16 protein-coding genes are annotated in these 23,936 nt (G+C 60.0%); 2 read left to right on the top strand and 14 right to left on the bottom strand.

Annotated features, from left to right (window positions below; genetic code table 11):
* Nucleotides 1-256: 256 nt before the first annotated feature.
* The 11 genes from hemE to AC3IUA_RS01880 all read right to left on the bottom strand — a co-directional run bounded on the left by hemE (nt 257) and on the right by AC3IUA_RS01880 (nt 16,006).
* Nucleotides 257-1,324: a uroporphyrinogen decarboxylase gene (hemE, locus tag AC3IUA_RS01930; RefSeq protein WP_489358846.1), complete on the bottom strand. Its 1,068-nt coding sequence runs from the start codon at nt 1,322-1,324 to the stop codon at nt 257-259.
* A gap of 187 nt (nt 1,325-1,511) precedes the next feature.
* Nucleotides 1,512-2,930, bottom strand: a complete 1,419-nt coding sequence (locus AC3IUA_RS01925; RefSeq protein ID WP_489358845.1) for an FAD-dependent oxidoreductase — start codon at nt 2,928-2,930, stop codon at nt 1,512-1,514.
* A gap of 32 nt (nt 2,931-2,962) precedes the next feature.
* The gene (gene gltB / locus AC3IUA_RS01920) at nt 2,963-7,411 is read right to left on the bottom strand and encodes a glutamate synthase large subunit (RefSeq protein ID WP_489358844.1); all 4,449 of its coding nucleotides are present in this window, start codon (nt 7,409-7,411) and stop codon (nt 2,963-2,965) included.
* A gap of 350 nt (nt 7,412-7,761) precedes the next feature.
* A complete protein-coding gene (locus tag AC3IUA_RS01915; RefSeq protein ID WP_489358843.1) occupies nt 7,762-9,354 on the bottom strand; it encodes an AAA family ATPase in 1,593 nt (530 codons plus the stop codon).
* Between the two features lie 10 nt (nt 9,355-9,364).
* Nucleotides 9,365-10,465: a 3-dehydroquinate synthase gene (aroB, locus tag AC3IUA_RS01910; protein ID WP_489358842.1), complete on the bottom strand. Its 1,101-nt coding sequence runs from the start codon at nt 10,463-10,465 to the stop codon at nt 9,365-9,367.
* A 148-nt stretch (nt 10,466-10,613) separates the two neighbouring features.
* On the bottom strand, nt 10,614-11,132 hold the full coding sequence (aroK, locus tag AC3IUA_RS01905; protein ID WP_489358841.1) for a shikimate kinase AroK: 519 nt from the start codon (nt 11,130-11,132) through the stop codon (nt 10,614-10,616).
* Between the two features lie 4 nt (nt 11,133-11,136).
* Nucleotides 11,137-13,215, bottom strand: a complete 2,079-nt coding sequence (locus tag AC3IUA_RS01900) for a type IV pilus secretin PilQ (protein ID WP_489358840.1) — start codon at nt 13,213-13,215, stop codon at nt 11,137-11,139.
* A gap of 13 nt (nt 13,216-13,228) precedes the next feature.
* Complete coding sequence (locus tag AC3IUA_RS01895; protein WP_489358839.1) at nt 13,229-13,756, bottom strand: pilus assembly protein PilP; 528 nt, start codon at nt 13,754-13,756, stop codon at nt 13,229-13,231.
* Complete coding sequence (pilO, locus tag AC3IUA_RS01890; RefSeq protein WP_489358838.1) at nt 13,753-14,376, bottom strand: type 4a pilus biogenesis protein PilO; 624 nt, start codon at nt 14,374-14,376, stop codon at nt 13,753-13,755. The genes AC3IUA_RS01895 and pilO overlap by 4 nt, the downstream gene beginning before the upstream one ends.
* On the bottom strand, nt 14,373-14,942 hold the full coding sequence (locus AC3IUA_RS01885; protein ID WP_489358837.1) for a PilN domain-containing protein: 570 nt from the start codon (nt 14,940-14,942) through the stop codon (nt 14,373-14,375). The genes pilO and AC3IUA_RS01885 overlap by 4 nt, the downstream gene beginning before the upstream one ends.
* The gene (locus AC3IUA_RS01880; RefSeq protein ID WP_489358836.1) at nt 14,942-16,006 is read right to left on the bottom strand and encodes a pilus assembly protein PilM; all 1,065 of its coding nucleotides are present in this window, start codon (nt 16,004-16,006) and stop codon (nt 14,942-14,944) included. The genes AC3IUA_RS01885 and AC3IUA_RS01880 overlap by 1 nt, the downstream gene beginning before the upstream one ends.
* 220 nt (nt 16,007-16,226) lie before the next feature.
* Between AC3IUA_RS01880 and AC3IUA_RS01875 the strand changes: the two genes are divergently transcribed.
* On the top strand, nt 16,227-18,665 hold the full coding sequence (locus tag AC3IUA_RS01875; RefSeq protein WP_489362204.1) for a penicillin-binding protein 1A: 2,439 nt from the start codon (nt 16,227-16,229) through the stop codon (nt 18,663-18,665).
* A gap of 166 nt (nt 18,666-18,831) precedes the next feature.
* On the opposite strand, the gene AC3IUA_RS01870 is transcribed toward AC3IUA_RS01875, so the two are convergent.
* From AC3IUA_RS01870 to rpmE, 3 genes are all read right to left on the bottom strand, one after another.
* Nucleotides 18,832-20,100 (bottom strand): malic enzyme-like NAD(P)-binding protein, encoded by a 1,269-nt coding sequence (locus AC3IUA_RS01870; protein ID WP_489358835.1) that lies wholly within the window; start codon nt 20,098-20,100, stop codon nt 18,832-18,834.
* Between the two features lie 182 nt (nt 20,101-20,282).
* Nucleotides 20,283-21,083: a thermonuclease family protein gene (locus AC3IUA_RS01865; RefSeq protein WP_489358834.1), complete on the bottom strand. Its 801-nt coding sequence runs from the start codon at nt 21,081-21,083 to the stop codon at nt 20,283-20,285.
* Nucleotides 21,084-21,106: 23 nt separating this feature from the next.
* Entirely contained in the window at nt 21,107-21,340 is a 234-nt protein-coding gene (gene rpmE, locus AC3IUA_RS01860) for a 50S ribosomal protein L31 (protein ID WP_150644193.1), read from the bottom strand.
* 252 nt (nt 21,341-21,592) lie between these two features.
* Between rpmE and AC3IUA_RS01855 the strand changes: the two genes are divergently transcribed.
* Nucleotides 21,593-23,812 carry a primosomal protein N' gene (locus tag AC3IUA_RS01855; protein WP_489358833.1) on the top strand — a complete coding sequence of 740 codons (2,220 nt, stop codon included), beginning with the start codon at nt 21,593-21,595 and terminating at the stop codon, nt 23,810-23,812.
* The last annotated feature ends 124 nt before the right edge of the window (nt 23,813-23,936 follow it).

Here is a 23,936-nt window from a genome sequence, read left to right as displayed (position 1 = left end):
TGTAGGAGCGGGCTTGCCCCCGTAGCAGCTGGCGAAGCCTGCGACCGGCTGCGCAGCGGCCGTAAAATCAAGCGCTGCAGTACTCCAGACAAACCGTGCAAGTAGAATTTGCGACTGCTGCGCAGCCGGACGCAGCCTTCGGCAGCTGCTACGAATTGCGTAACATCTTAACTGACCGCTCCCACATTATTCGACACCTCTGAAACTCCCATAAAAAAGCCCGGCATGAGCCGGGCGTTTTTTTATCGGGTTGCTATCACTCGTGATACTGCGCCGACAGCTCATGCACCGCGCGCAGGAAAGCGCCGGCATGCTCCGGGTCGACTTCCGGGGTGATGCCGTGGCCAAGATTGAATACGTGGCCAGTGCCTTTGCCGTAGCTGGCAAGGATGCGACCGACTTCGGCGCGGATGGCTTCAGGTTTGGCGTAGAGCACGGTCGGGTCCATGTTGCCTTGCAGGGCGACTTTGTTGCCGACGCGCTGGCGGGCTTCGCCGATGTCGCAGGTCCAGTCCAGGCCGAGGGCGTCAGCGCCGGCATCGGCGATGCTTTCCAGCCACAGGCCGCCGTTTTTGGTGAAGAGGATCACCGGCACTTTGCGGCCTTCGTGTTCGCGGATCAGGCCGCTGACGATTTTGCGCATGTAGGCCAGGGAGAACTCCTGGTACGCCGCCGCCGAGAGGTTACCGCCCCAGGTGTCGAAGATCTGTACCGCTTGGGCGCCGGCCATGATCTGGCCATTGAGGTAGGAGGTGACGGACTGTGCCAGCTTGTCGAGCAGCAGGTGCATGGCTTGCGGGTTGTCGTAGAGCATGGCCTTGGTCTTGCGGAAGTCTTTCGACGAACCGCCTTCGACCATGTAGGTGGCCAGGGTCCATGGGCTGCCGGAGAAGCCGATCAGCGGCACGCGGCCGTTCAGTTCGCGGCGGATGGTGCTGACTGCGTCCATGACGTAGCCGAGGTCTTTGTGCGGATCAGGGATCGGCAGGGCTTCGATGTCGGCCAGGGTGCTGACGACTTTCTTGAAGCGCGGGCCTTCACCCGTCTCGAAGTACAGGCCCTGGCCCATGGCGTCGGGGATGGTCAGGATGTCGGAGAAGAGGATCGCCGCATCCAGCTGTGGATAGCGGTCGAGCGGCTGCATGGTGACTTCGCAGGCGAACTCCGGGTTCATGCACAAGCTCATGAAGTCACCGGCCTTGGAGCGGCTGGCGCGGTACTCAGGCAGGTAGCGACCGGCCTGACGCATCATCCACACCGGGGTGACATCTACGGGTTGCTTGAGCAGGGCACGAAGGAAACGGTCGTTCTTCAGGGCAGTCATGTCGGCATCCGGAAAAAAAGTGCGGGCATTTTCTCAGAGAGCGACGCAAAAGGCACGGCAAGAGCCGTGCCTTTTGTCTATCGGGTCAATTTGTCGCAGAAAAGCAGCTGCAAGCTATCAGCTGTAAGCCGCAAGCTCAGTTGCTTTTAACTGGAGGCTTGCAGCTTGAAGCTTGCAGCTGGGGTCTTTAGACCCCCAGGTAATCCAGGATCCCTTCAGCGGCGTTGCGGCCTTCGAAGATCGCGGTCACCACCAAGTCAGAACCACGCACCATGTCGCCACCGGCGAAGATTTTCGGGTTGCTGGTCTGGTGCTTGTACTGGCCTTGTTCCGGGGCCACGACGCGGCCCTGGCTGTCGGTCTGGATGTCGAACTGCTCGAACCACGACGCCGGGCTTGGACGGAAACCGAAGGCGATGACCACGGCGTCGGCCGGGATGATTTCTTCGGAACCCGGGATCGGCTCAGGGCTGCGACGGCCACGGGCATCCGGCTCGCCGAGACGGGTCTCGACCACCTTCACACCTTCGACCCGATCTTCACCGACGATGGCGATTGGCTGGCGGTTGTAGAGGAACTTCACGCCTTCTTCCTTGGCGTTCTTCACCTCTTTGCGCGAGCCCGGCATGTTCGCTTCGTCACGCCGATACGCGCAGGTCACCGACTTGGAGCCCTGGCGGATCGAGGTGCGGTTGCAGTCCATCGCCGTGTCGCCGCCACCAAGGACCACGACCTTCTTGCCTTTCATGTCGATGAAATCTTCCGGCGACTTTTCAAAGCCCAGGTTGCGGTTGACGTTGGCGATCAGGAAGTCCAGTGCGTCATACACGCCCGGCAGATCTTCACCGGCAAAGCCACCCTTCATGTAGGTGTAGGTGCCCATGCCCATGAATACGGCATCGTATTCCTCAAGCAGTTGCTCGATGGTCACGTCCTTGCCGATTTCGGTGTTCAGCCGGAATTCGATGCCCATGCCGGTGAAGACTTCGCGGCGATTGCTCAGCACGGTCTTTTCCAGCTTGAACTCGGGGATGCCGAAGGTCAGCAGACCACCGATTTCCGGGTTCTTGTCGAACACCACCGGGGTCACGCCACCGCGTACCAGCACGTCGGCACAGCCCAGGCCCGCCGGGCCCGCGCCGATTACCGCAACACGTTTGCCGGTCGGTACGACCTTGGACATGTCCGGGCGCCAGCCCATGGCGAACGCGGTGTCGGTGATGTACTTCTCCACCGAACCGATGGTTACCGCGCCAAAGCCGTCGTTGAGGGTGCAGGCACCCTCGCACAGACGATCCTGCGGGCACACCCGGCCGCAGACTTCCGGCAGGGTGTTGGTCTGGTGTGACAGCTCGGCGGCGGCGAGGATGTTGCCCTCGGCCACCAATTTGAGCCAGTTGGGAATGAAGTTGTGCACCGGGCACTTCCATTCGCAGTACGGGTTACCGCAACCCAGGCAGCGGTGGGCCTGATCGGCCGACTGCTGGGGTTTGAAGGGTTCGTAGATTTCCACGAACTCTTTCTTGCGTTGACGCAACAGTTTCTTCTTCGGATCCTTGCGCCCGACCTCGATGAACTGGAAGTCATTATTCAGACGTTCAGCCATGTTAAAACCTCATCAAACTCTTCAGGCGCATATCACTGCGGGTTGGCACGGGTGCTGGAAAGCAACGATTTCAAGCTGGCAGCCTTGGGCTTGACCAACCAGAACCGACGCAGGTAGTCATCGAGGTTTTCGGCGAGGTTACGACCCCACTCGCTATTGGTTTCCTCGACGTATTCGTCCAGCACGCGTTGCAGGTGGCTGCGGTAGGCTTCCATCGCTTCACCGCTGATCCGCTGGATTTCCACCAGTTCGTGGTTGACCCGGTCAACGAAGGAGTTGTCCTGGTCCAGCACGTAGGCGAAACCGCCGGTCATGCCCGAGCCGAAGTTGTAGCCAGTCTTGCCCAGTACACAGACGAAACCGCCGGTCATGTACTCGCAGCAGTGATCACCAGTGCCTTCGACCACGGTGTGCGCACCGGAGTTACGCACCGCGAAACGCTCGCCCGCAGTACCGGCAGCGAACAGTTTGCCACCTGTGGCGCCGTACAGGCAGGTGTTGCCGATAATGGCGCTGTCCTGAGTCTTGTAAGCGCTACCCACTGGCGGAACGATGACCAGTTTACCGCCGGTCATGCCTTTGCCGACGTAGTCGTTGGCGTCGCCTTCGAGGTACATGTTCAGACCGCCCGCGTTCCACACCCCGAAACTCTGACCGGCAGTGCCTTTGAAGCGGAACGTGATGGGTGCCTTGGCCATGCCCTGGTTGCCGTGAGCACGGGCAATTTCACCGGAAATCCGCGCGCCGATGGAACGGTCGCAGTTGCAGATATCCAGCGAGAAATCGGCGCCGCTCATATCGTTGATCGCCGAAGTAGCCATCTGGACCATTTTCTCGGCCAGCAAGCCTTTATCGAACGGCGGGTTGCGCTCCACCTGGCAGAACTGTGGTTTGTCCGCCGGGATGTGATCGCTGCCCAGCAACGGGGTCAGGTCCAGATAGTTCTGCTTGGCGCTCTGACCTTCGAGGATTTCCAGCAGATCAGTACGCCCGATCAGCTCTTCGAGGGTGCGCACGCCCAGCTTTGCCAGCCACTCACGGGTTTCTTCGGCGACGTAGGTGAAGAAATTCACCACCATGTCGACGGTACCGATGTAGTGATCCTTGCGCAGCTTGTCGTTCTGAGTCGCTACGCCGGTGGCGCAGTTGTTCAGGTGGCAGATACGCAGGTATTTGCAGCCCAGGGCGATCATTGGCGCGGTGCCGAAGCCGAAGCTCTCAGCGCCGAGAATTGCCGCCTTGATCACGTCGAGACCGGTTTTCAGGCCGCCGTCGGTCTGCACCCGGACCTTGCCGCGCAGGTCGTTGCCGCGCAGGGTCTGGTGGGTTTCGGCCAGGCCGAGTTCCCACGGTGCGCCGGCGTACTTGATCGAGGTCAGCGGCGAAGCACCGGTACCGCCGTCGTAACCGGAGATAGTGATCAAGTCCGCATAGGCCTTGGCCACACCGGCGGCGATGGTGCCGACGCCCGCTTCGGCAACCAGCTTCACCGAGACCAGCGCCTTCGGATTGACCTGTTTGAGGTCAAAGATCAGCTGCGACAAGTCTTCGATGGAATAGATGTCGTGGTGCGGAGGAGGCGAAATCAGGGTCACGCCAGGTACGGCATAACGCAGTTTGGCGATCAGACCGTTGACCTTGCCGCCAGGCAGCTGACCACCTTCGCCGGGCTTGGCGCCCTGAGCGACCTTGATCTGCAGCACTTCGGCGTTGACCAGGTATTCCGGGGTTACCCCGAAACGGCCGGTCGCCACTTGTTTGATTTTCGAGCTCTTGATGGTGCCGTAACGCGCCGGGTCTTCGCCGCCTTCACCGGAGTTGGAACGCGCACCCAGGCGGTTCATGGCTTCGGCCAGGGCTTCGTGAGCTTCCGGCGACAAGGCGCCCAGGGAGATCCCGGCGGAGTCGAAGCGCTTGAGAACCGATTCCAACGGTTCGATTTCGCTGATATCCAGCGGCTGCTCAAGGGTTTTGACCTTGAACATGTCGCGGATCATCGAGATCGGACGGTTGTCCACCAGCGCCGTGTATTCCTTGAACTTGCTGTAGTCGCCCTGCTGCACAGCGGCCTGCAAGGTGCTGACCACGTCCGGGTTGTAGGCGTGGTATTCGCCACCGTGGACAAACTTCAACAAACCGCCCTGCTGGATCGGCTTGCGCGGACTCCAGGCTTCGGCGGCCAGGGCTTTCTGCTCGGCTTCGAGGTCGACGAAGCGCGCACCCTTGATGCGGCTCGGTACGCCACGGAAGCTCAGCTCGCAAATCTCTTCGGACAGGCCGATGGCTTCGAACAGCTGCGCACCACGGTACGAAGCAATGGTCGAGATGCCCATCTTCGATAGGATCTTGAGCAGGCCTTTGGTGATGCCTTTGCGGTAGTTCTTGAACACCTCGTAGAGGTCGCCCAGCACTTCACCGGTACGGATCAGGTCGCCCAGCACTTCGTAGGCCAGGAACGGATAGACTGCCGAAGCACCGAAGCCGATCAGCACCGCGAAATGGTGCGGATCGCGCGCAGTGGCGGTCTCTACCAGAATGTTGCTGTCGCAGCGCAGGCCTTTTTCGGTCAGGCGGTGGTGTACCGCGCCGGTTGCCAGCGAAGCATGCACCGGCAGTTTGCCTGGCGCGATGTGACGATCGGTCAGCACGATCTGGGTGCGACCGGCACGCACGGCTTCCTCGGCCTGGTCGGCGATGTTACGTACCGCAGCTTCCAGGCCGATGCTCTCGTCGTAATTCAGATCGATAATGTGACGCTCGAAGCCCGGGAGCTCGAGGTTCATCAGCGAACGCCATTTGGCCGGAGAGATGACCGGCGAGCTGAGGATCACGCGTGAAGCGTGTTCCGGCGACTCCTGGAAGATGTTGCGCTCGGCACCAAGGCAGATCTCCAGCGACATGACGATGGCTTCGCGCAGCGGATCGATCGGCGGGTTGGTGACCTGCGCGAACTGCTGGCGGAAATAGTCGTACGGCGTGCGTACACGCTGGGACAGCACGGCCATCGGCGTGTCATCGCCCATGGAGCCGACCGCTTCGTAGCCTTGCTCACCCAATGGGCGCAACACCTGGTCACGCTCTTCGAAGGTGACCTGGTACATCTTCATGTACTGCTTGAGCTGGTCGACATCGTAGAAAGCCGAACCGTGGTCGTTGTCTTCCATGGTCGCCTGGATGCGCAGGGCATTCTTGCGCAGCCATTGCTTGTACGGATGACGCGACTTCAGACGGTTGTCGATGGAGTCGGTGTCGAGGATCTGACCGGTCTCGGTGTCCACCGCGAAGATCTGCCCAGGACCTACACGGCCCTTGGCGATCACGTCTTCAGGCTGGTAGTTCCAGACGCCGATTTCCGAGGCCAGGGTAATGAAACCGTTTTTGGTGGTCACCCAACGCGCCGGACGCAGACCATTACGGTCGAGCAGGCACACCGCGTAGCGACCGTCGGTCATTACGACGCCAGCCGGGCCGTCCCACGGTTCCATATGCATGGAGTTGTATTCATAGAACGCGCGCAGATCGGCGTCCATGGTTTCGACGTTCTGCCACGCTGGCGGAATGATCATGCGCACGCCACGGAACAGGTCGATACCGCCGGTGACCATCAACTCGAGCATGTTGTCCATGCTCGAGGAGTCGGAACCGACACGGTTGACCAGCGGGCCGAGCTCTTCCAGATCGGGCATCAAATCGTTGGCGAATTTGGTGCGACGGGCTACGGCCCAGTTGCGGTTGCCCGTAATGGTGTTGATCTCGCCGTTGTGCGCGAGGAAGCGGAACGGCTGAGCCAGCGGCCATTTCGGCAGGGTGTTGGTGGAGAAGCGCTGGTGGAACACGCAGATTGCGGTTTGCAGGCGCTGGTCACTCAGGTCTGGATAGAAGGCGGTCAAATCCGCCGGCATCATCAGGCCTTTATAAATGATGGTCTTGTGGGAAAAGCTGCAGATGTAGTGATCGGTGTCGGCAGCGTTGGCCACGGACGAACGACGACGTGAGCTGAACAGCTTGATCGCCATGTCCTGATCGCTCAGGCCTTCACCACCAACGAACACTTGCTCGATCAGCGGCAAGCGCTCCAGCGCCAGACGGCCAAGTACGCTGGTATCGATCGGCACTTTGCGCCAGCCGACGAGCTGCAGGCCGGCGGCCAGGATCTCGCGGTTCATGTTCTCGCGAGCGGCTTCGGCGCGGACCGGGTCCTGATTGAAGAACACCATGCCCACCGCGTATTGCTTGGGCAGGTCGATGCCGAAGGTTTCCTGGGCGATGGCGCGCAGGAACACGTCCGGCTTTTGCATCAGCAGACCGCAACCGTCACCGGTCTTGCCGTCGGCGTTGATCCCACCGCGGTGGGTCATGCAGGTCAGGGCCTCGATGGCCGTTTGCAAAAGGGTATGACTGGGCTCGCCCTGCATATGGGCTATCAGGCCGAAACCGCAGTTATCCTTGAATTCATCTGGTTGGTACAGACCTGCTTTCATAGACACTTTCTCACCAGGCTGCCTCTTATCGAGGCAAATTTCTTTTCAATTCAACCACTTACCGTCCACACCGAACGTACGCCAGCTTTGCGGGGGCAAAAGGGAGGTCATTGTACACACCGACACAGACGCTCACAAATTTGACGACGAAATGTCGCAAATCTATGTCGCATTTATGAAAGGTTTAAAACTATATGCTGTGCTAGTCAAAACTTTTTTTAATTTTGACCGCTACGACTCAAAAGCTACGATGACGCAGACACCACAAGGCACGCGGCTCGGAGAGCAGCATGCGCCTGCGGAAATTTTGAGGTGCCTGGAGAGGCGGCCTGGGTAAGGCCGCCGAATCTTCAGCGAGTTGCTGCCAGTTCCTGTTGGACGCTGGCGACAGTGCGAGGCCAAGGTTTACCAGCCTGAACCTTCGCTGGCAAGGCCTTGATGGCGGCGACAGCTGCGTCGCGGTTGGCAAAGTTACCGTAAGTGATCACATACAGTGGCTTGCCTTGCAGGACTTTCTTGAAATAGCGGTACTCGCCACCCTGCTCTTTGACAAAGTTTTGTGCAGAGGCTTCGGAGCTGGTGCCGAGGATCTGCACCACATAGTTGCCCGGCGCTTGCCCGGCGTACCAGCCACCGCCAGCAGCGGCCTTGGCGACGGGTTTCTCGGCAGGCTTGGCGACCGGCGCTGGCTTGACCACTGGAGCCGCGGCAGGCTTGGTCACAGGTACCGGCTTGGCGCTGGCGACCTGGGTCGGAGCAGGTGTCGGAGCAGGTGTCGGGCGTGCGGCTGGAGTGGCTGCCGGACCTGGCGTAACGCCCGCTGGCGGTGCGATAGTGGTCACAGTCGGCGGGGTAGAGCTGGAGCCCTCGACCGGCACCCCATCGTCGCCCTCGGTGATGCCGCCAGCGGCTTCGGCCAGAGGACCGCGCATGACCGGTTGCGACTGCCCGACCAACGGCAGCGGCATTGGCTGCGAAGATCCGGCGAACTCGACAGCCGGATTGCCGCTGCTGTTCGGTTGTGGCGCCTCTTCCCCCGAGGGCGATTGCGCCTGTTCAGTGGCTGGAGCACCGGTAGTCGGCGCCTTGCTACGACCCGGCATCATCCAGGCTGCTGCTACCGCCACCACGACGACGGCGGAAATCGCCAATACGTGTTTCTTCGGCATATTGAACCCCATACTTGGACGCTTGACCGCTGAGCGGCTGGCAATCATGGCTTCGATCATTGCGTCGCGAGCGACCTGATTGATCGTGCCCGGCCAGCCATCGGAGTTTTCATGAATATCAGAGATCTGATCTGCGGTGAAAAGTTCGATTCCGCGGCCGGCACCTTCGAGACGCTGAGCCAGGTATTCGCGGGTTTCTTCTTCGGTGTAGGGTTGCAACTCGATGACGTGGAAGCGCTCTTCCTCGGCACTCAACTGCTCAAGACCGGCAATCAGCGATGACTCACCGAACAGGAACACATGCGGGCGACCTTCCGGAGCTCCCGCGGCCAGCGCCAACAGCGCCTCGAGCGCAGACTCGTCGAGTTGCTCGGCATCATCGACCAGTAAATAGACTTCCTGCCCGGTGAGTGCAAGTTGCACCACCTGCGCCAGAATCGCGCCGATCTCGGACTGGGCCACGTTCAGCGCCAGAGCCACCTGACGCAATACGCCTGCCGCATCGCTGGCGCCACGGGCGGAAACCACCACGCTTTGTACGGACTGCTTGTTGGTGCTGGCTACCAGCGCCTGACGCAACAAGGTCTTGCCGCTGCCTTGCGGCCCGGTCACCACCAGCAGCAGCTGACTGTAACGGGCCAGGTGGTGCAATTGCCCCAACACCGGTTTGCGCTGGGCAGGGAAGAATTTGAAGCCAGGCACCCGTGGAGCGAAAGGGTCATGACTCAACTGGTAATGGCCGAGGAAAGCCTCGTCGGCATGCAAACTAGTCATCGGGATCTTATCAACCTTTAAGCTGAGCCAGAGCGCGGTAATCCGCTCCCAGCGTGGCCTGTAAAACCTCTTTCGGATAATCGTCGGTCACGACGGCTTCGCCAATGCGGCGCAACAGCACCAGGCGCAAGCGACCGTCGATTACTTTCTTGTCGATTGCCATGTGTTCGAGAAAATCGGCTTCGGTCATCTCTTCGGGCGGGATGACCGGCAACCCGGCGCGCTGAAACAGGCGAATCCCGCGATCACGCTCTTGCGCGGTGATCCAGCCCAGCCGCGTGGACATTTCCAGGGCCATCACGGTGCCAGCAGCGACCGCCTCACCATGTAACCAGACACCATAGCCCATATGGGTTTCGATGGCGTGACCGAAGGTATGCCCCAGATTGAGCGTAGCGCGCACGCCGGACTCACGCTCGTCGGCTCCAACCACAGCAGCCTTGGCCGCGCAGGAGCGTTCGATGGCGACGGTCAGCGCCGCCTGGTCCAGTGCCCGCAACCGATCGACGTTTTCTTCGAGCCAGGTGAGGAAGGGTTCGTCGCAGATCAGGCCGTATTTGATGACCTCGGCCAAGCCTGCGGACAGCTCGCGGGGCGGCAGGGTATTGAGCGTCGAGGTGTCGATCAGCACCACATTGGGCTGATAGAAGGCGCCGACCATGTTTTTGCCCAGTGGGTGGTTGATCCCGGTTTTGCCACCCACCGACGAGTCGACTTGCGACAGCAGCGTGGTCGGCACCTGGATGAAATCGACGCCGCGCTGGTAGCAGGCAGCGGCAAAACCGGCCATGTCACCGATTACGCCGCCGCCGAGGGCGATGATGGTGGTGCGGCGGTCATGCCGTGCGGTGAGCAAACCGTCGAAAATAGTCTGCAGGGTTTCCCAGTTCTTGAAGGCCTCGCCGTCGGGCAGCACCACGGAAATAACTGAAAACTGCGCGAGGCTGCGGGTCAGACGCTCGAGATAAAGCGGCGCAACGGTCTCGTTGGAGATGATTGCCACTTGCCGCCCGGCGATATGCGGCGCCAGGAGTTCGGGTTGCCCCAACAAACCCTCGCCAATATGAATCGGGTAGCTACGCTCGCCTAAATCGACCTTAAGTGTCTGCATGTGTCCCCACAGTGAAAAATGAAGCTGGCTTGCGGCCTGCATCAACGGCCGGCAACGCCAGGTTTTCTGACGTCACCCCGGCAGTCCTGGGCCATGAGTTAAAGCGCTCAAGGCTGGACGCCGAGGATAGCGCATTTCGCCTCGCGCATTAACGAGGAGGAAGCTGCTGCAAGCGATCCAGAATATCCAGAACGACCATCCGTGGCGGCCGCTCATCGGTTTCCACCACCAGATCGGCGATTTCCCGATAAAGCGGATCGCGGATCGCCAGCAAATCCCTGAGGGTTTTTGCCGGATCAGCGGTACGCAACAGCGGCCGATTGCGATCGCGGGCGGTGCGGCCAACCTGCTGCTCCACCGAAGCATGCAGATACACCACACGGCCACCGGCGTGCAGCGCCTTGCGATTGGCATCGCGCATGACCGCGCCACCACCGGTTGCCAGCACCACGCCATCGGCCGCGCAGAGCTCGGCAATCATCGCCTGCTCACGATCACGAAAGCCCGGTTCGCCTTCCTTATCGAAGATCCACGGGATATTGGCGCCGGTGCGCAATTCAATTTCCTTATCGGAATCTTTGAATGGCAGGCGCAGCTCTTTGGCCAACAAACGGCCGATGGTGCTTTTTCCAGCACCCATTGGCCCAACAAGAATCAAATTTCGCACAGAATCAATGACTCACAGCAATCGCCTGGTTATTCATGATACGCGGAGTCAGGAATACCAGCAGCTCGGATTTTTTCTCCGAAACAACATCCCTTCGGAAAAGGCGGCCAAGATACGGCACATCTCCAAGAAATGGCACCTTATCTACCACCTTGCTTTGAGTATTTGAGAAAACCCCACCGATAACGATGGTTTCTCCATCATTGACCAGCACCTTGGCGTTGACTTCGTTTTTCTTGATGGGCGGGACGTCGTTGAGCTTGTTCAGATAATCCGGCTCATCCTTGGTGACCTTGACCTCCATGATGATGCGGTTGTCCGGGGTGATCTGCGGTGTCACCTCCAGCGACAGCGAAGCTTCCTTGAAAGACACCGAAGTTGCGCCACTGGAACTGGCTTCCTGATAGGGAATTTCAGTGCCTTTGAGGATCTTCGCGGTTTCCTTGTCGGAGGTCACCACCTTCGGCTGAGAGACAATTTCCCCGTTCCCGGTCTTCTCCATGGCCGTCAGCTCCAGGTCCAGCAGCACGTTATCGGTGATGAAGGCGATACCCAGACCCGAGGTGTTGCCAACCGTGCCCATATCGACGAACGGCGCGTTGGTATTGGTACCACCCGGGGTGCCAATGGTGGACGACGGATTGCTGCCGTTGCTGACGCCCGAGGTGTTCCAGTTGCCCTTGTTCTGGATCGAGCCACCCCAGCGCACGCCAAGGCTTTTGTCGTAATCGACATTGGCTTCGACGATCCGCGCTTCGATCATCACCTGGCGCACCGGGATATCCAGCTGGGCGACGATGCGGCGTAATTCATCGAGGCGGTCCTGGGTTTGGTAGGCAATGATGTTGTTCGTTCGCTCATCCACGGTAATCGAGCCCCGCTCGTCCGTTTCCGACTGTTTGCTGGTCACCGACTTGAACAGCTCGGCAATGTCCTTCGCTTTGGCATAGTTGACCTGCAGCAGCTCACGTCGCAGCGGCGCCAGTTCGGCAATCTGCTTTTGCGACTCCAGCTCCTGCCGTTCGCGGGCGGCGATTTCATCCGCAGGGGCGATCAGCAGGACGTTGCCAATCATGCGTTTGTCGAGACCCTTGGTTTTCAGCACCAGGTCCAGGGCCTGGTCCCACGGCACATTTTGCAAACGCAAGGTGATACCACCTTGCACCGTGTCACTGGCAACCAGATTGAGGTTGGTGAAGTCGGCGATCAGCTGCAGCACCGAGCGCACATCGATGTCCTGAAAATTCAGCGAGAGCTTTTCACCGCTGTAGGCGACGCGATCGGCGTTACGCTTTTGCAAGTCGTCGGTGGTCATGGGCCGAACACTGACGGTCAGCTTGTTATCGGCCTGATAAGTCGAATAGTCGAAGGCGCCACTGGGCTCGATGATGATGCGGGTCTTGTCGGCGGAGGCACTGGCGCTGACGAACTGCACGGGCGTGGCGAAATCCTTGACATCGAGCCGGACTCGCAGCGGTTCGGGCAGCTGGGTTTTGGCGAAGTTCAGGACGATTTTGCCATTGTTTTCCTGGATATCCGGGCTAATGCCCGGATCCGACAACTCGATGACCACGTTGCCCTCACCCAACTCACCGCGCTGGAAATCCACGCCCCGGATGGCCTTACCCATTGGCGCGGATGCCCTGGCCGGTGCCGGGACAGCCGCTCGCGGTGCACTCGACGCGGGCTGCTGTGCAACCGCCCCGCCCTGACCGATCACCACGAACAGCTTGTTGCCCTCGACGCGCGTGCTATAGGGCGCCAGCGTCGTCAAACTGACGATCAGCCGGGTGCGACCCTTGGCTTCGACCACCGCCACGCTGCGCGCGTTGCCCCCGCCCAGATCACGATTCTTGTTCGCCAGACCGCTGATCACCCCCGGCAAGTCGAGGGCAATTCGCGCGGGTTGATCGGTGGTATAGCCCGCGGGCGCGGGAGGCGGAGCGTCGAATGTCAGCTTCAACTCGACGCGGTCCCCCGGCAGCGCCGCAACATCCAGCGCTTTGAGGTTGGCCGCTAATACCATCGGCGAAAGCAGCGCCATCCATAGCGCAATACCGAGGGATGAAATAGTCCTGTTCATTATTCGAGTTCCACTATTGGCGGGCTTTCATAGGAATGGTCCGCGGTCGCTCCAGCCAGGCACCCTCGCCATCGGAAACGATTTCAACCACATCGACTTGCGAATCACTGACGACCACGATCCGACCATCGTTACGCCCCAGGTAATCCCCGACTTTCAACCTGTGCACACCACTGGCGCCACGCAGCAGGGCAAAGGAGCCAGAGGCATTGGAAATGGTGCCGACCATCTCGAACTGCTCGATATTGAACCCTTCGAGATACTGCTTCTGCCGATTCAGGTCCGGCTTTACGTTGCGCGATCCCTGCTGGCGCCCTGCCAGATCGATCCTGACCGGCGGTAAAAATGGGCTACGCAAGGACGCGGCGTTATAGGTGAATGCCTGGTAGGAGCTGAATGTCGGCGCAGGTTCAATGTTTCCGGGAGGTCGCAGGCGCACCTCGTTCATGTAGGCATCCAGATCGCTGAAATCGTTATCGTTGCCGCAGCCCGACAACCCCATCAGTACCACGATCATCGATGTCCAGTGGGCCGCCTTCATTTCTGCAGCCCCTCGTCGTTGTAGCGGTAAGTCTTGGCCAGGATGCTCATGCGCAGTTTCGAGCCAATGTCCGGAGTGATCGGCTTGATCTCGAAATCATGCAGAGTGACGATTCGTGGCAAGCCGGCCACGCCACTGACAAAGGTCGCCAGGTCATGGTAGGCGCCGGTGACGGTGATCTGGATCGGTAATTCGATGTAGAACTGCTGAGCTTCCTCTGGCAGCAGCTTTATCTCCTCGAACTCCAGGCCACTGCCCAATCCCGTACGTGTGATGTCTTCCAGCAGGCCAGGAACCTCGGTATCACCGGGAAGTTGACGCAGGAGAACGCCGAAGGAGTTTTCCATGCCTTTCATCTGCTCGGTGTAGCGCTCCAGATTCGCCGCCAGATGGGCCTTGCTCGCGAATTGCCGCTTCAAGACAACTTCATCGGTACGCTGCTGGTCGAGCTGGTCCTGAAGATCCCTGGTGAAGAAGTTGTACCCCAGCGCCAACACCAGGACCATGAGCAAGCTGCCGACCATGGCTTTCACGGCCGCCGGCCAGGCGCCCATGTTGTTCATGTCCAGATCGCTCAGGTCGATCCTGCGCAGCCCCTGCAACCACTCGGACGGCGTCATTGCGCATCCTCCAGGGCTGCTTTCGGTCGAGCCTGGCGAACCGTCAGCTGAAAGACATTAGCCTGATCCACCGCTCCGGCCGTATTGGTCTTGACCTCGGTCAGACTCGGCGCGTCGAACCAGTCGGACCCGTCCAGGTTACGCATCAAGTCCGAGACACGGTTGTTCGAATCGGCCGCACCACGAATCGAGAGCGTGTTGCCGGTCATTGCAACTTCGGTGAAATACACCCCGTCCGGGAGAGTGCGGGCCAACTGATCAAAGATTCGTCCACTGACCGGGCGGTTGCCCTGCAAGTCCTGGATGATCCTCATCCGCTCCACGAGCTGCTGACGATGGGTCTTCAATTCACTGATCTGCTTGATCCGCTCGTCGAGCAGCGCAATTTGCTGGCTGACATGGTGATTGCGGGCCATTTGCCGATCGATCTCGCCAGCGATGTATTGGTCGACCATAAGCACTGCACCTACCCCCGCCAACAGAACGCCCGCCAGGGCCAGCAAAAATCGTTTGCGGCGCATTTCGCGCAGTTCTTCGCGCCAGGGCAGCAGGTTGATCCGCGCCATCAGTCGAAACTCCTGAGAGCCAGACCGCAGGCAATCATCAAGGCCGGCGCATCACTGGCCAACGCACCGGCGTTGACCTTGCTACCGAGGGTCATGTCGGCGAAAGGATTGGCCACCCGGGTCGGCGTACCGAGGCGCTGCTCGACCAGTCGATCGAGCCCGGCGAGGGAAGCGTTGCCGCCCGCCAGGAGGATGTAGTCGACACTGTTGTACTGTCCGCAAGCAAAGAAAAACTGCAAGGAGCGCGAGACCTGCTGCACCAGCGCATCCTTGAACGGCTGCAGAACCTCGATGAGGTAGTCATCCGGCAAGCCGCCGTGTTTTTTGGCCAACCCCGCCTCTTCCTTCGACAAGCCGTAGCGCCGCTGGATTTCTTCGGTCAATTGGCGCCCACCGAACAACTGCTCGCGGGTATAGATAATCCGCCCGTGATGCAGCACGCTCAGGGTGGTCATGGTCGCGCCGATGTCGACCACCGCCACTGTCAAGGCCTCCTGGGAGCCGCCCAGTTGCGTCTGCAGCAGGCCGAACGAACGCTCCAGGGCATAAGCTTCGATATCGACCACCCGGGCCGTCAGGCCGGCCATAGCCAGAGCTGCTTCACGGACCTCGACATTCTCCTTGCGGCACGCCGCCAACAGCACTTCGACACGCTCAGGATTACGCGCCGAATAGCCCTGAACTTCGAAATCGATGGCGACCTCTTCAAGCGGATAGGGAATGTATTGATCGGCTTCGATCTTCAGCTGGTTTTCCATTTCTTCATCAGATAGCCCGGCATCCATCTCGATGGTTTTGGTGATGACCGCTGATCCGGCTACCGCCACGGCGACGTTCCGGACCCCGGTTCCGGCCTTGAGCAATAATCTGGACAAGGCTTGCCCTACCCCTTCCAGCTCGGCAATATTTTTCTCGACGACGGCGTTGACCGGCAGCGGCTCTACCGCGTAGGCCTCCACTCTAAAGCGGTTGCCCGTGCGACTGAGTTCGAGAAGCTTGACCGAGGTGGAGCTGATGTCGATGCCCAACAGCGTGTTGGCTTTCTTGTTGAAGAGTCCTAGCACTACCCATTCCCTATGACTATCCGTGACTTACGGACTCCTGATTACTCAATGCGTTCAATACCCTTCGTCTTGACAGAGGCGCAAATCACGCTCTGCGCCGAAAAATGCTTATAATGCCCAACGCTTTTTTCCGCTTTTTATCTCAAGTGTCGGCTGATCGTGTATACCCTGATCGCCTGACGCCTAATTCATTCTTTTCTCTGGAAATCCAAAAGCCTTGATTCGTCTGCTGAAGTTTTTCGGGTGGTCTATCGTCGCTGTTTTCTGCGGACTGCTCCTCGGTCTGAGCGGCGCGTTTCTCTATCTTAGTCCCGGGTTACCGTCCGTGGAGGCACTGAGAAGTATCCAGTTGCAGATTCCTTTGCGGGTGTACAGCAGCGATAACAAGCTGATCGCGGAGTTCGGCGAAATGCGTCGCACTCCGATTCGTTTCGCCGACATTCCGCCCAACTTCATCAACGCCCTGCTTTCTGCCGAAGATGACAATTTCGCCCATCACTATGGCGTAGACCCCAGCAGCCTGATGCGTGCCGCCACCCAACTGATAAAAAGCGGACACATTCAGTCCGGCGGTAGCACCATCACCATGCAGGTGGCAAAGAACTTCTTCCTTACCAGCGAACGCAGCTTCTCGCGCAAGACCACGGAGATTCTCCTGGCCCTGCAGATAGAGCGTCAGCTGACCAAAGACGAGATCCTCGAGCTCTACGTCAACAAGATCTATCTGGGCAACCGGGCCTACGGGATCGAGGCGGCGGCACAGGTGTATTACGGCAAGTCGATTCGTGACGTCACCCTGGCGCAGATGGCGATGATCGCCGGCCTGCCGAAGGCGCCTTCGCGTTTTAATCCGCTGGCCAACCCGGCACGCAGCAAGGAGCGTCGCGACTGGATCCTGGGGCGCATGTACAAGCTCGGCAAAATCGACGAAGCGGCCTATCAGGCAGCTGTAAACGAGCCGCTCAACGCCAGCTACCATGTACCGACACCCGAAGTTAATGCCCCGTACATTGCGGAAATGGCCCGTGCCGAAATGGTCGGCCGCTATGGCAGCGACGCCTACACCGAAGGCTTCCGCGTCACCACTACCGTGCCGAGCAACCTGCAGGAGATGGCGAACACCGCAGTCCATGAAGGCCTGATGACCTACGATCAGCGCCACGGCTACCGTGGCCCGGAATCGCGCCTGCCAGGCAAGACCCGTGAAGCCTGGGCCCTGGAACTGACCAAGCAGCGCACGATCAGCGGGCTTGAGCCGGCCATCGTCACTCAAGTCGACAAGAACGGCGCGCAGGTGCTGACCCGCACCGGCGAAGAGCATGTCGGCTGGGACAGCATGAAATGGGCCCGGCCGTTCCTCAACACCAACAGCATGGGCCCCAACCCCAAGCAGCCGGCAGACGTTGCCCAGGTCGGCGACCTGATCCGCGTGCAACGTCAGGCGGACAATTCGCTGAAGTTCAGCCAGATCCCGCTCGCTCAGGGCGCACTGGTCTCGCTGGACCCACAGAACGGCGCAATCCGCTCACTGGTCGGCGGCTTCGCTTTCGAGCAAAGCAACTACAACCGGGCGCTGCAGGCCAAGCGCCAACCCGGTTCCAGCTTCAAGCCGTTCGTCTACAGCGCAGCCCTGGACAGCGGTTACACCGCCTCCAGCCTGGTGAACGACGCACCGATCGTGTTCGTCGATGAATACCTGGACAAGGTCTGGCGTCCGAAGAACGACACCAACACCTTCCTCGGTCCGATCCGCATGCGCGAAGCGCTCTACAAATCGCGCAACCTGGTATCGATCCGCCTGCTGCAAAGCATGGGCGTCGACCGCACCATCGACTACATCAGCAAGTTCGGCTTCAACAAGCAGGACCTGCCGCGCAACCTGTCGCTGGCATTGGGCACGGCCACCCTGACCCCGATGGAAATCGCCACCGGCTGGAGCACCTTTGCCAATGGTGGCTACAAGGTCACCCCGTACATCATCGACAAGATCGAAAGCCGCAACGGTGACAACCTGTTCACCGCCAACCCGCCCAGCGTGCCGACCGGCGACAGCGCCAGCAACGGGATTGCCGCGCCAGTCGCCAACGCCTTCACCGTCAACACGACGCCAGCCGAAGCGCCCGAGGCGCTGCCAGCCGCGCAAACGCCCGTCGTGGCTGAACGCATCATCGACGGACGAACCACCTACATCCTCAACAGCATGCTGCAAGATGTGATCAAGCTCGGCACCGGGCGACGCGCCATGGCTCTGGGCCGAACCGATCTGGCAGGCAAGACCGGGACCACCAACGAGTCCAAGGATGCCTGGTTCTCTGGTTACAATGCTGATTACGTGACCACCGTCTGGACCGGTTTCGACCAGCCGGAAAGCCTCGGCCGGCGCGAATACGGCGGCACCGTCGCACTGCCGATCTGGATGACTTACATGGCCGCCGCCCTCAAGGACAAACCGGCTCATACCCAGAACGAACCGGAAGGCATTCTCAGCCTGCGAGTCGATCCGGTCAGCGGTCGCGCAGCCACACCAGGCACGCCAAACGCCTACTTCGAGCTGTTCAAGAGCGAAGATACGCCGCCCTCAACCAATGAACTGAGCAACGGCAACGCGCCGGGCAGCCCGCTGCCAGCGGATGACGCGGCGCCGATCGACCTCTTCTAGAGGAGCACGTAGGAGCTGCCGAAGGCTGCGATCTTTTGATCTTGATCTACATGGGCACCCAAGAAGATCGCAGCCTGCGGCAGCTCCTACAGGATTTGCCTTTGGTTCCAACGCAAAAAGCCCCGACTCTCACGAGCCGGGGCTTTTTGTTTGACGCTACAACGGCTTAGCCGTTGAACACATCATCCACGCTTTTCAGCGGGTAGTTCTTCGGATACGGCAGGGTAGCTACACCGGTCTCGATCGCGGCCTTGGCCACGGCGTCGGAGATTACGGTGATCAGGCGAGCGTCCATTGGTTTCGGGATGATGTACTCACGACCGAATTCCAGCGGGATGCCACCGTAGGCGTCGCACACTTCCTGAGGTACAGGCAGTTTGGCCAGTTCGCGCAGGGCGTTGGCGGCAGCGACTTTCATTTCTTCGTTGATGCGCTTGGCGCGAACGTCCAGGGCACCACGGAAGATGAACGGGAAGCCCAGTACGTTGTTGACCTGGTTCGGGTAGTCCGAACGGCCGGTGGCCATGATCACGTCGTTGCGGGTAGCGTGAGCCAGTTCCGGGGAGATTTCCGGGTCCGGGTTCGAGCAAGCGAAAACGATCGGATTAGCCGCCATCAGCAGCAGGTTTTCTGCGCTCAGCAGGTTCGGGCCGGACAGACCGACGAACACGTCAGCACCTTCCAGCGCATCGGACAAGGTGCGCTTGTGGGTGGCGTGAGCGAAGACTGCCTTATACTGGTTCAGGTCGTCACGGCCGGAGTGGATCACGCCGGTACGGTCAACCATGAAGATGTTTTCGATACTGGCGCCCATGCTCACCAGCAGTTTCATGCAGGAGATAGCGGCAGCACCAGCGCCCAGGCAGACGATCTTGGCTTCTGGCAGGGTTTTGCCAGCGATTTCCAGGGCATTGATCATGCCGGCAGCGGTCACGATCGCGGTGCCATGCTGGTCATCGTGGAACACCGGAATATCGCACTGCTCGATCAGAGCGCGTTCGATTTCAAAGCACTCTGGCGCCTTGATGTCTTCCAGGTTGATGCCACCGAAGGTGATGGAGATGCGCTTGACGGTGTCGATGAAGGCTTGCGGGCTTTCGGAGTCGACTTCGATGTCGAACACGTCAATACCGGCGAAGCGCTTGAACAGCACGCCCTTGCCTTCCATGACTGGCTTGGAAGCCAATGGACCGAGGTTACCCAGGCCGAGAATCGCGGTGCCATCGGAAATCACTGCAACCAGATTGCCCTTGCCGGTGTACTTGTAGGCGAGTTCAGGGTCGCGGGCGATTTCGCGGACTGGTTCGGCTACACCGGGGCTGTAGGCCAGCGACAGATCGCGAGCGGTAGCGGTGGCTTTGGTGAGCTCGACACTCAGCTTCCCCGGACGAGGATGGGCATGATATTCGAGAGCGGCAGTTTTCAGATCAGACATATCGGCATTCCGCTTTTTACTGTTGGACGACGGACCGCCGAGGATACTCGTGTCGCAAAGCCCCTACAAGACTGACCAGTCACGAGTGTCAAGGGCCCTACTATAAGACTTTGGGTGGAGAGCCACGGAATACAAGGGATTAACTGTTCACAATAAGCGTAAAAAATGTCTACAATTTTTCCTTATCGCGCCAGTTCGAGCATTCCCGGATGGGTCAACGGCAGCAGCCAGCGGGCCTGACCGGATTTCAGCCCACCTCGCCGAGAGCGATCGAGCACCCAGCCACGCGCCTCGATCTGCCGCCCCTTGAGTCGCTGCAGCATTGAGACGTCGAACTGGCTCAACAGATTGGGCGCAACGCGCAATACAACCGAGCCCTGCAACTCGATCCACAGCCCTCCGCGATTGCGTTGAACATTGCTCACACGCCCGCTGAGCACGGTGAAGCCCGGAGTGTTGATCTGATCTGTTTTCAGTACAGGTGATTGCCGCCAGAGCCCGAGGCCAGCCTGGCGCGCGCTGCGCTCTGCCGCTTGCTGGCAACGCAAAAGATCGACGTTCGGTGCAATAGCCACTTGATAGCCAAGACCGTCAGCCAGCAGCTGAGCTTCAAGGTTCAGGCCATTGGCGCCATACACATGGGCCAGCGTGCGGCCATAGTGATCCTTGCTCTCTTGCCCCAGGCGCAGGCCAACCCGACCGTCACTGTCGTTTACCAGAACCTGCAGGCGCTTGCGGGCTGCCACAGCGAATGGTTCATCCGATCGGCCTTGCCTGCCCAGCTCCGGAGTATTCAAGCCGATCATGCGCACGCTGCGGCCATCCTTCAGACGAAGGGTGTCGCCATCGACCACCTGCTGGACCTGTACACGGGTCAATGCAGTCGGCGCCGGACAGAAGGCCTGAGCGCTGGAAAAGCAAATCGCGGACATGAAAAAGGCGCCCGCAAGGGACGCCTTTTTCAACAGCGAGGAGAAGCCCATCGGGCTTTCCAGTACGACCAACCTTACTCTGCGGCAGCAGGAGCTTTGGTTGCGCCGAAAGCACCGAAACGCGACTTGAACTTGTCGACACGACCGCCGATGTCCAGAGTCTTCTGCTTACCGGTGTAGAACGGGTGGCACAAGTTGCATACGTCAACCGGCAAAGGCTTGGCCAGGTTGGAACGGGTTTCGAAGACATTGCCGCAGCTGCAAGTAACGGTGATGGCTTCGTATACCGGATGGATATCGGCTTTCATGATGTATTCCTCAGGCTAGCGTGCCGCCACCCAACACTATTGTTGAATACCGCACGTAATTAGGCCGCGGATTCTACCAGACCTTCGCAATCGCGCAAGCTGTCCTGGGTGTCCTCCATCAGAAAAGGCTGTTCAATTTTGACGGCGTCTTTTATCGCCAACGCTTGAACGCTTTCCTAATGCAGGACACTACTCCGACCGTCTGCTAGGCTCCGGGCCTTCTTCACCACCCGCTTACCGAGAACCTCCCGCGTGCCCGACGCCATTCTGCGCCTCGCCCTGCCTTCGCCGCTGCGCCGCCTGTTCGACTACCGCGCCCCGGCCGGTGTCCTGCGCGCTCATTTGCATCCAGGCATGCGCCTGCGCGTACCCTTCGGTCGACGCGAGATGATTGGCATTCTGGTGGAGGTCACCAGCCACAGTGAAGTCCCGGTAGAAAAACTCAAGCCAGCGCTGGCACTGCTCGACGCCATGTCGCCCTTGCCACCGGCGCTCTTCAAGCTGTGCCTGTGGACTTCTCAGTACTACCAGCACAGCCTGGGCGACACCCTGAGCTGGGCACTGCCGGTATTGCTGCGTCAGGGCGAATTGGCTGAAGCCCGCCAGGAACGCTTCTGGTCGATCAGCCCTGGCGCACGCCTCGACGATCCACGTATCAGCCGGGCGCCACGCCAGCGCGAAGCCCTGGCAACACTGGCGCAGCATCCCCACGGCGTGGCCCATCAGTTGCTCAGTAAACTGATGTTGAGCAAGGACAGCCTTGACCTGCTGCTGGCCAAAGACCTGGTGCAGGTGGAAATCCGCAAGCATGCCCCCAGCGAACGCCACGAACACTGGCTGGCGCAACCGGAGTTACCGCTCAATCCGGAGCAGCGCGCCGCCTATGAAGCGATTCGCGCAGGCTTCGACAGCTTTCATGCATTCCTGCTGGCCGGGGTTACCGGCAGCGGCAAGACCGAAGTCTATTTGCAGTTGATCCGCGAAACCCTGGAAGCCGGCAAGCAGGCACTGGTGCTGATTCCCGAGATCAACCTCGGTCCGCAAACCCTGGCGCGCTTCGAGCAGCGCTTCAACGCTCGTATCGCGCTGGTGCACTCGGCAGTCAATGATCGCGAACGGCTGGAGGCCTGGCTGGCGGCTCGGGACGGCGACGCCGACATCATTATCGGCACCCGCTCGGCGCTGTTCACGCCGATGAAGAACCCCGGCCTGATCATCATCGATGAAGAACACGACGGCTCTTATAAGCAGCAAGAAGGCCTGCGCTATCACGCCCGCGACCTGGCACTGGTGCGCGCGCGCCAGGAAAACATCCCGATCGTGCTCGGCTCGGCCACACCTTCGCTGGAAAGCCTGCACAACGCCTACACCGGTCGCTACGGCCTGCTGCGCCTGAATCAACGGGCCGGCGGCGCGCAACAACCACGCTTCCTGCGCCTGGACGTTAAAAGCCGCCCACTGGACAGCGGCATTTCCGGGCCGATGCAGCAAGCCATCGGCCAGACCCTCGCGGCCGGGCAGCAAGTATTGGTGTTCCTCAACCGCCGCGGCTTCGCGCCGACCCTGCTGTGCCACGACTGCGGCTGGATGTCCGAGTGCAATCGCTGCGATGCACGCATGACGGTGCATCAGCGTTCCGCTGAACTGCGCTGCCATCACTGCGGCTACGTGGAGCGTGTGCCACGCCATTGTCCGAAATGCGGCAAGGTTGACCTGCGTCCCGTTGGCGCGGGCACTGAGCGAGCCGAAGAGCGGCTGGGGATTCTCTTTCCGGATTACCCGGTGTTGCGAGTTGACCGCGACAGCACCTCGCGCAAGGACGCGATGAACCAGCTATTCGCCACCATTCAGAAAGGCCAGCCGTGCATCCTGGTGGGCACACAGATGCTCGCCAAGGGCCATCACTTCCCGCGAGTGACCCTGGTGTCGATTCTGGATGCCGATGGCGGACTGTTTTCCGGAGATTTCCGCGCCAGCGAACGCATGGCCCAGCTGATCGTTCAGGTCGCCGGACGTGCCGGGCGCGCCGAAGAGCCCGGCAAAGTGATTATTCAGACGCATCTGGCCGATCATCCGCTGCTGGTGCAATTGACCGAGCAAGGTTACTTCGCCTTTGCCGAGCAGGCCCTGAGTGAACGCCGCGCTGCTGGCTTGCCGCCATTCGCGCATTTGGCGCTGTTACGGGCCGAAGCGCATAAGCCGGGGCAAGCCGAAAGCTTTCTCGACGAAGCCTGCAGCGAGGCCGAACGCTTGCTGGGCGAACAGAACCTGACCGGTATCGAGCTGCTCGGCCCGGTACCGGCGCCCATGGAGCGCCGCGCCGGACGCTATCGCGCGCAGCTCTTGCTGCAAGCCAGCGCTCGGGCGCCGCTGCATCGATTGCTCAGCAGTTGGCTGCTGGCGCTGGAGCAAATGCCCAGCGGGCGGCAGGTGCGTTGGTCGCTGGATGTTGATCCGGTGGATTTGTATTGATCGATAATCTTTATTGATCGATTTGTATTGATAGATAAATAGTCAAAAGATCGCAGTCTGCGGCAGCTCCTACGGGATTAATGCTTGCTGCCGCAGGCTGCGATCTTTAACGGTCTTGCCAGAC

Source organism: Pseudomonas sp. KH_050 (assembly GCF_057838875.1).
This window is presented reverse-complemented; position numbering and strand designations above follow the sequence as displayed.

Coding starts and splice junctions, on each gene's coding strand:
- gltB (WP_489358844.1), bottom strand. CDS start 7,411: ATGAAAGCAGGTCTGTACCAACCAGATGAATTCAAGGATAACTGCGGT.
- hemE (WP_489358846.1), bottom strand. CDS start 1,324: ATGACTGCCCTGAAGAACGACCGTTTCCTTCGTGCCCTGCTCAAGCAA.
- aroB (WP_489358842.1), bottom strand. CDS start 10,465: ATGCAGACACTTAAGGTCGATTTAGGCGAGCGTAGCTACCCGATTCAT.
- AC3IUA_RS01885 (WP_489358837.1), bottom strand. CDS start 14,942: ATGGCGCGGATCAACCTGCTGCCCTGGCGCGAAGAACTGCGCGAAATG.
- AC3IUA_RS01900 (WP_489358840.1), bottom strand. CDS start 13,215: ATGAACAGGACTATTTCATCCCTCGGTATTGCGCTATGGATGGCGCTG.
- rpmE (WP_150644193.1), bottom strand. CDS start 21,340: ATGAAAGCCGATATCCATCCGGTATACGAAGCCATCACCGTTACTTGC.
- AC3IUA_RS01925 (WP_489358845.1), bottom strand. CDS start 2,930: ATGGCTGAACGTCTGAATAATGACTTCCAGTTCATCGAGGTCGGGCGC.
- AC3IUA_RS01915 (WP_489358843.1), bottom strand. CDS start 9,354: ATGACTAGTTTGCATGCCGACGAGGCTTTCCTCGGCCATTACCAGTTG.
- AC3IUA_RS01895 (WP_489358839.1), bottom strand. CDS start 13,756: ATGAAGGCGGCCCACTGGACATCGATGATCGTGGTACTGATGGGGTTG.
- AC3IUA_RS01870 (WP_489358835.1), bottom strand. CDS start 20,100: ATGTCTGATCTGAAAACTGCCGCTCTCGAATATCATGCCCATCCTCGT.
- pilO (WP_489358838.1), bottom strand. CDS start 14,376: ATGACGCCGTCCGAGTGGTTGCAGGGGCTGCGCAGGATCGACCTGAGC.
- AC3IUA_RS01865 (WP_489358834.1), bottom strand. CDS start 21,083: ATGGGCTTCTCCTCGCTGTTGAAAAAGGCGTCCCTTGCGGGCGCCTTT.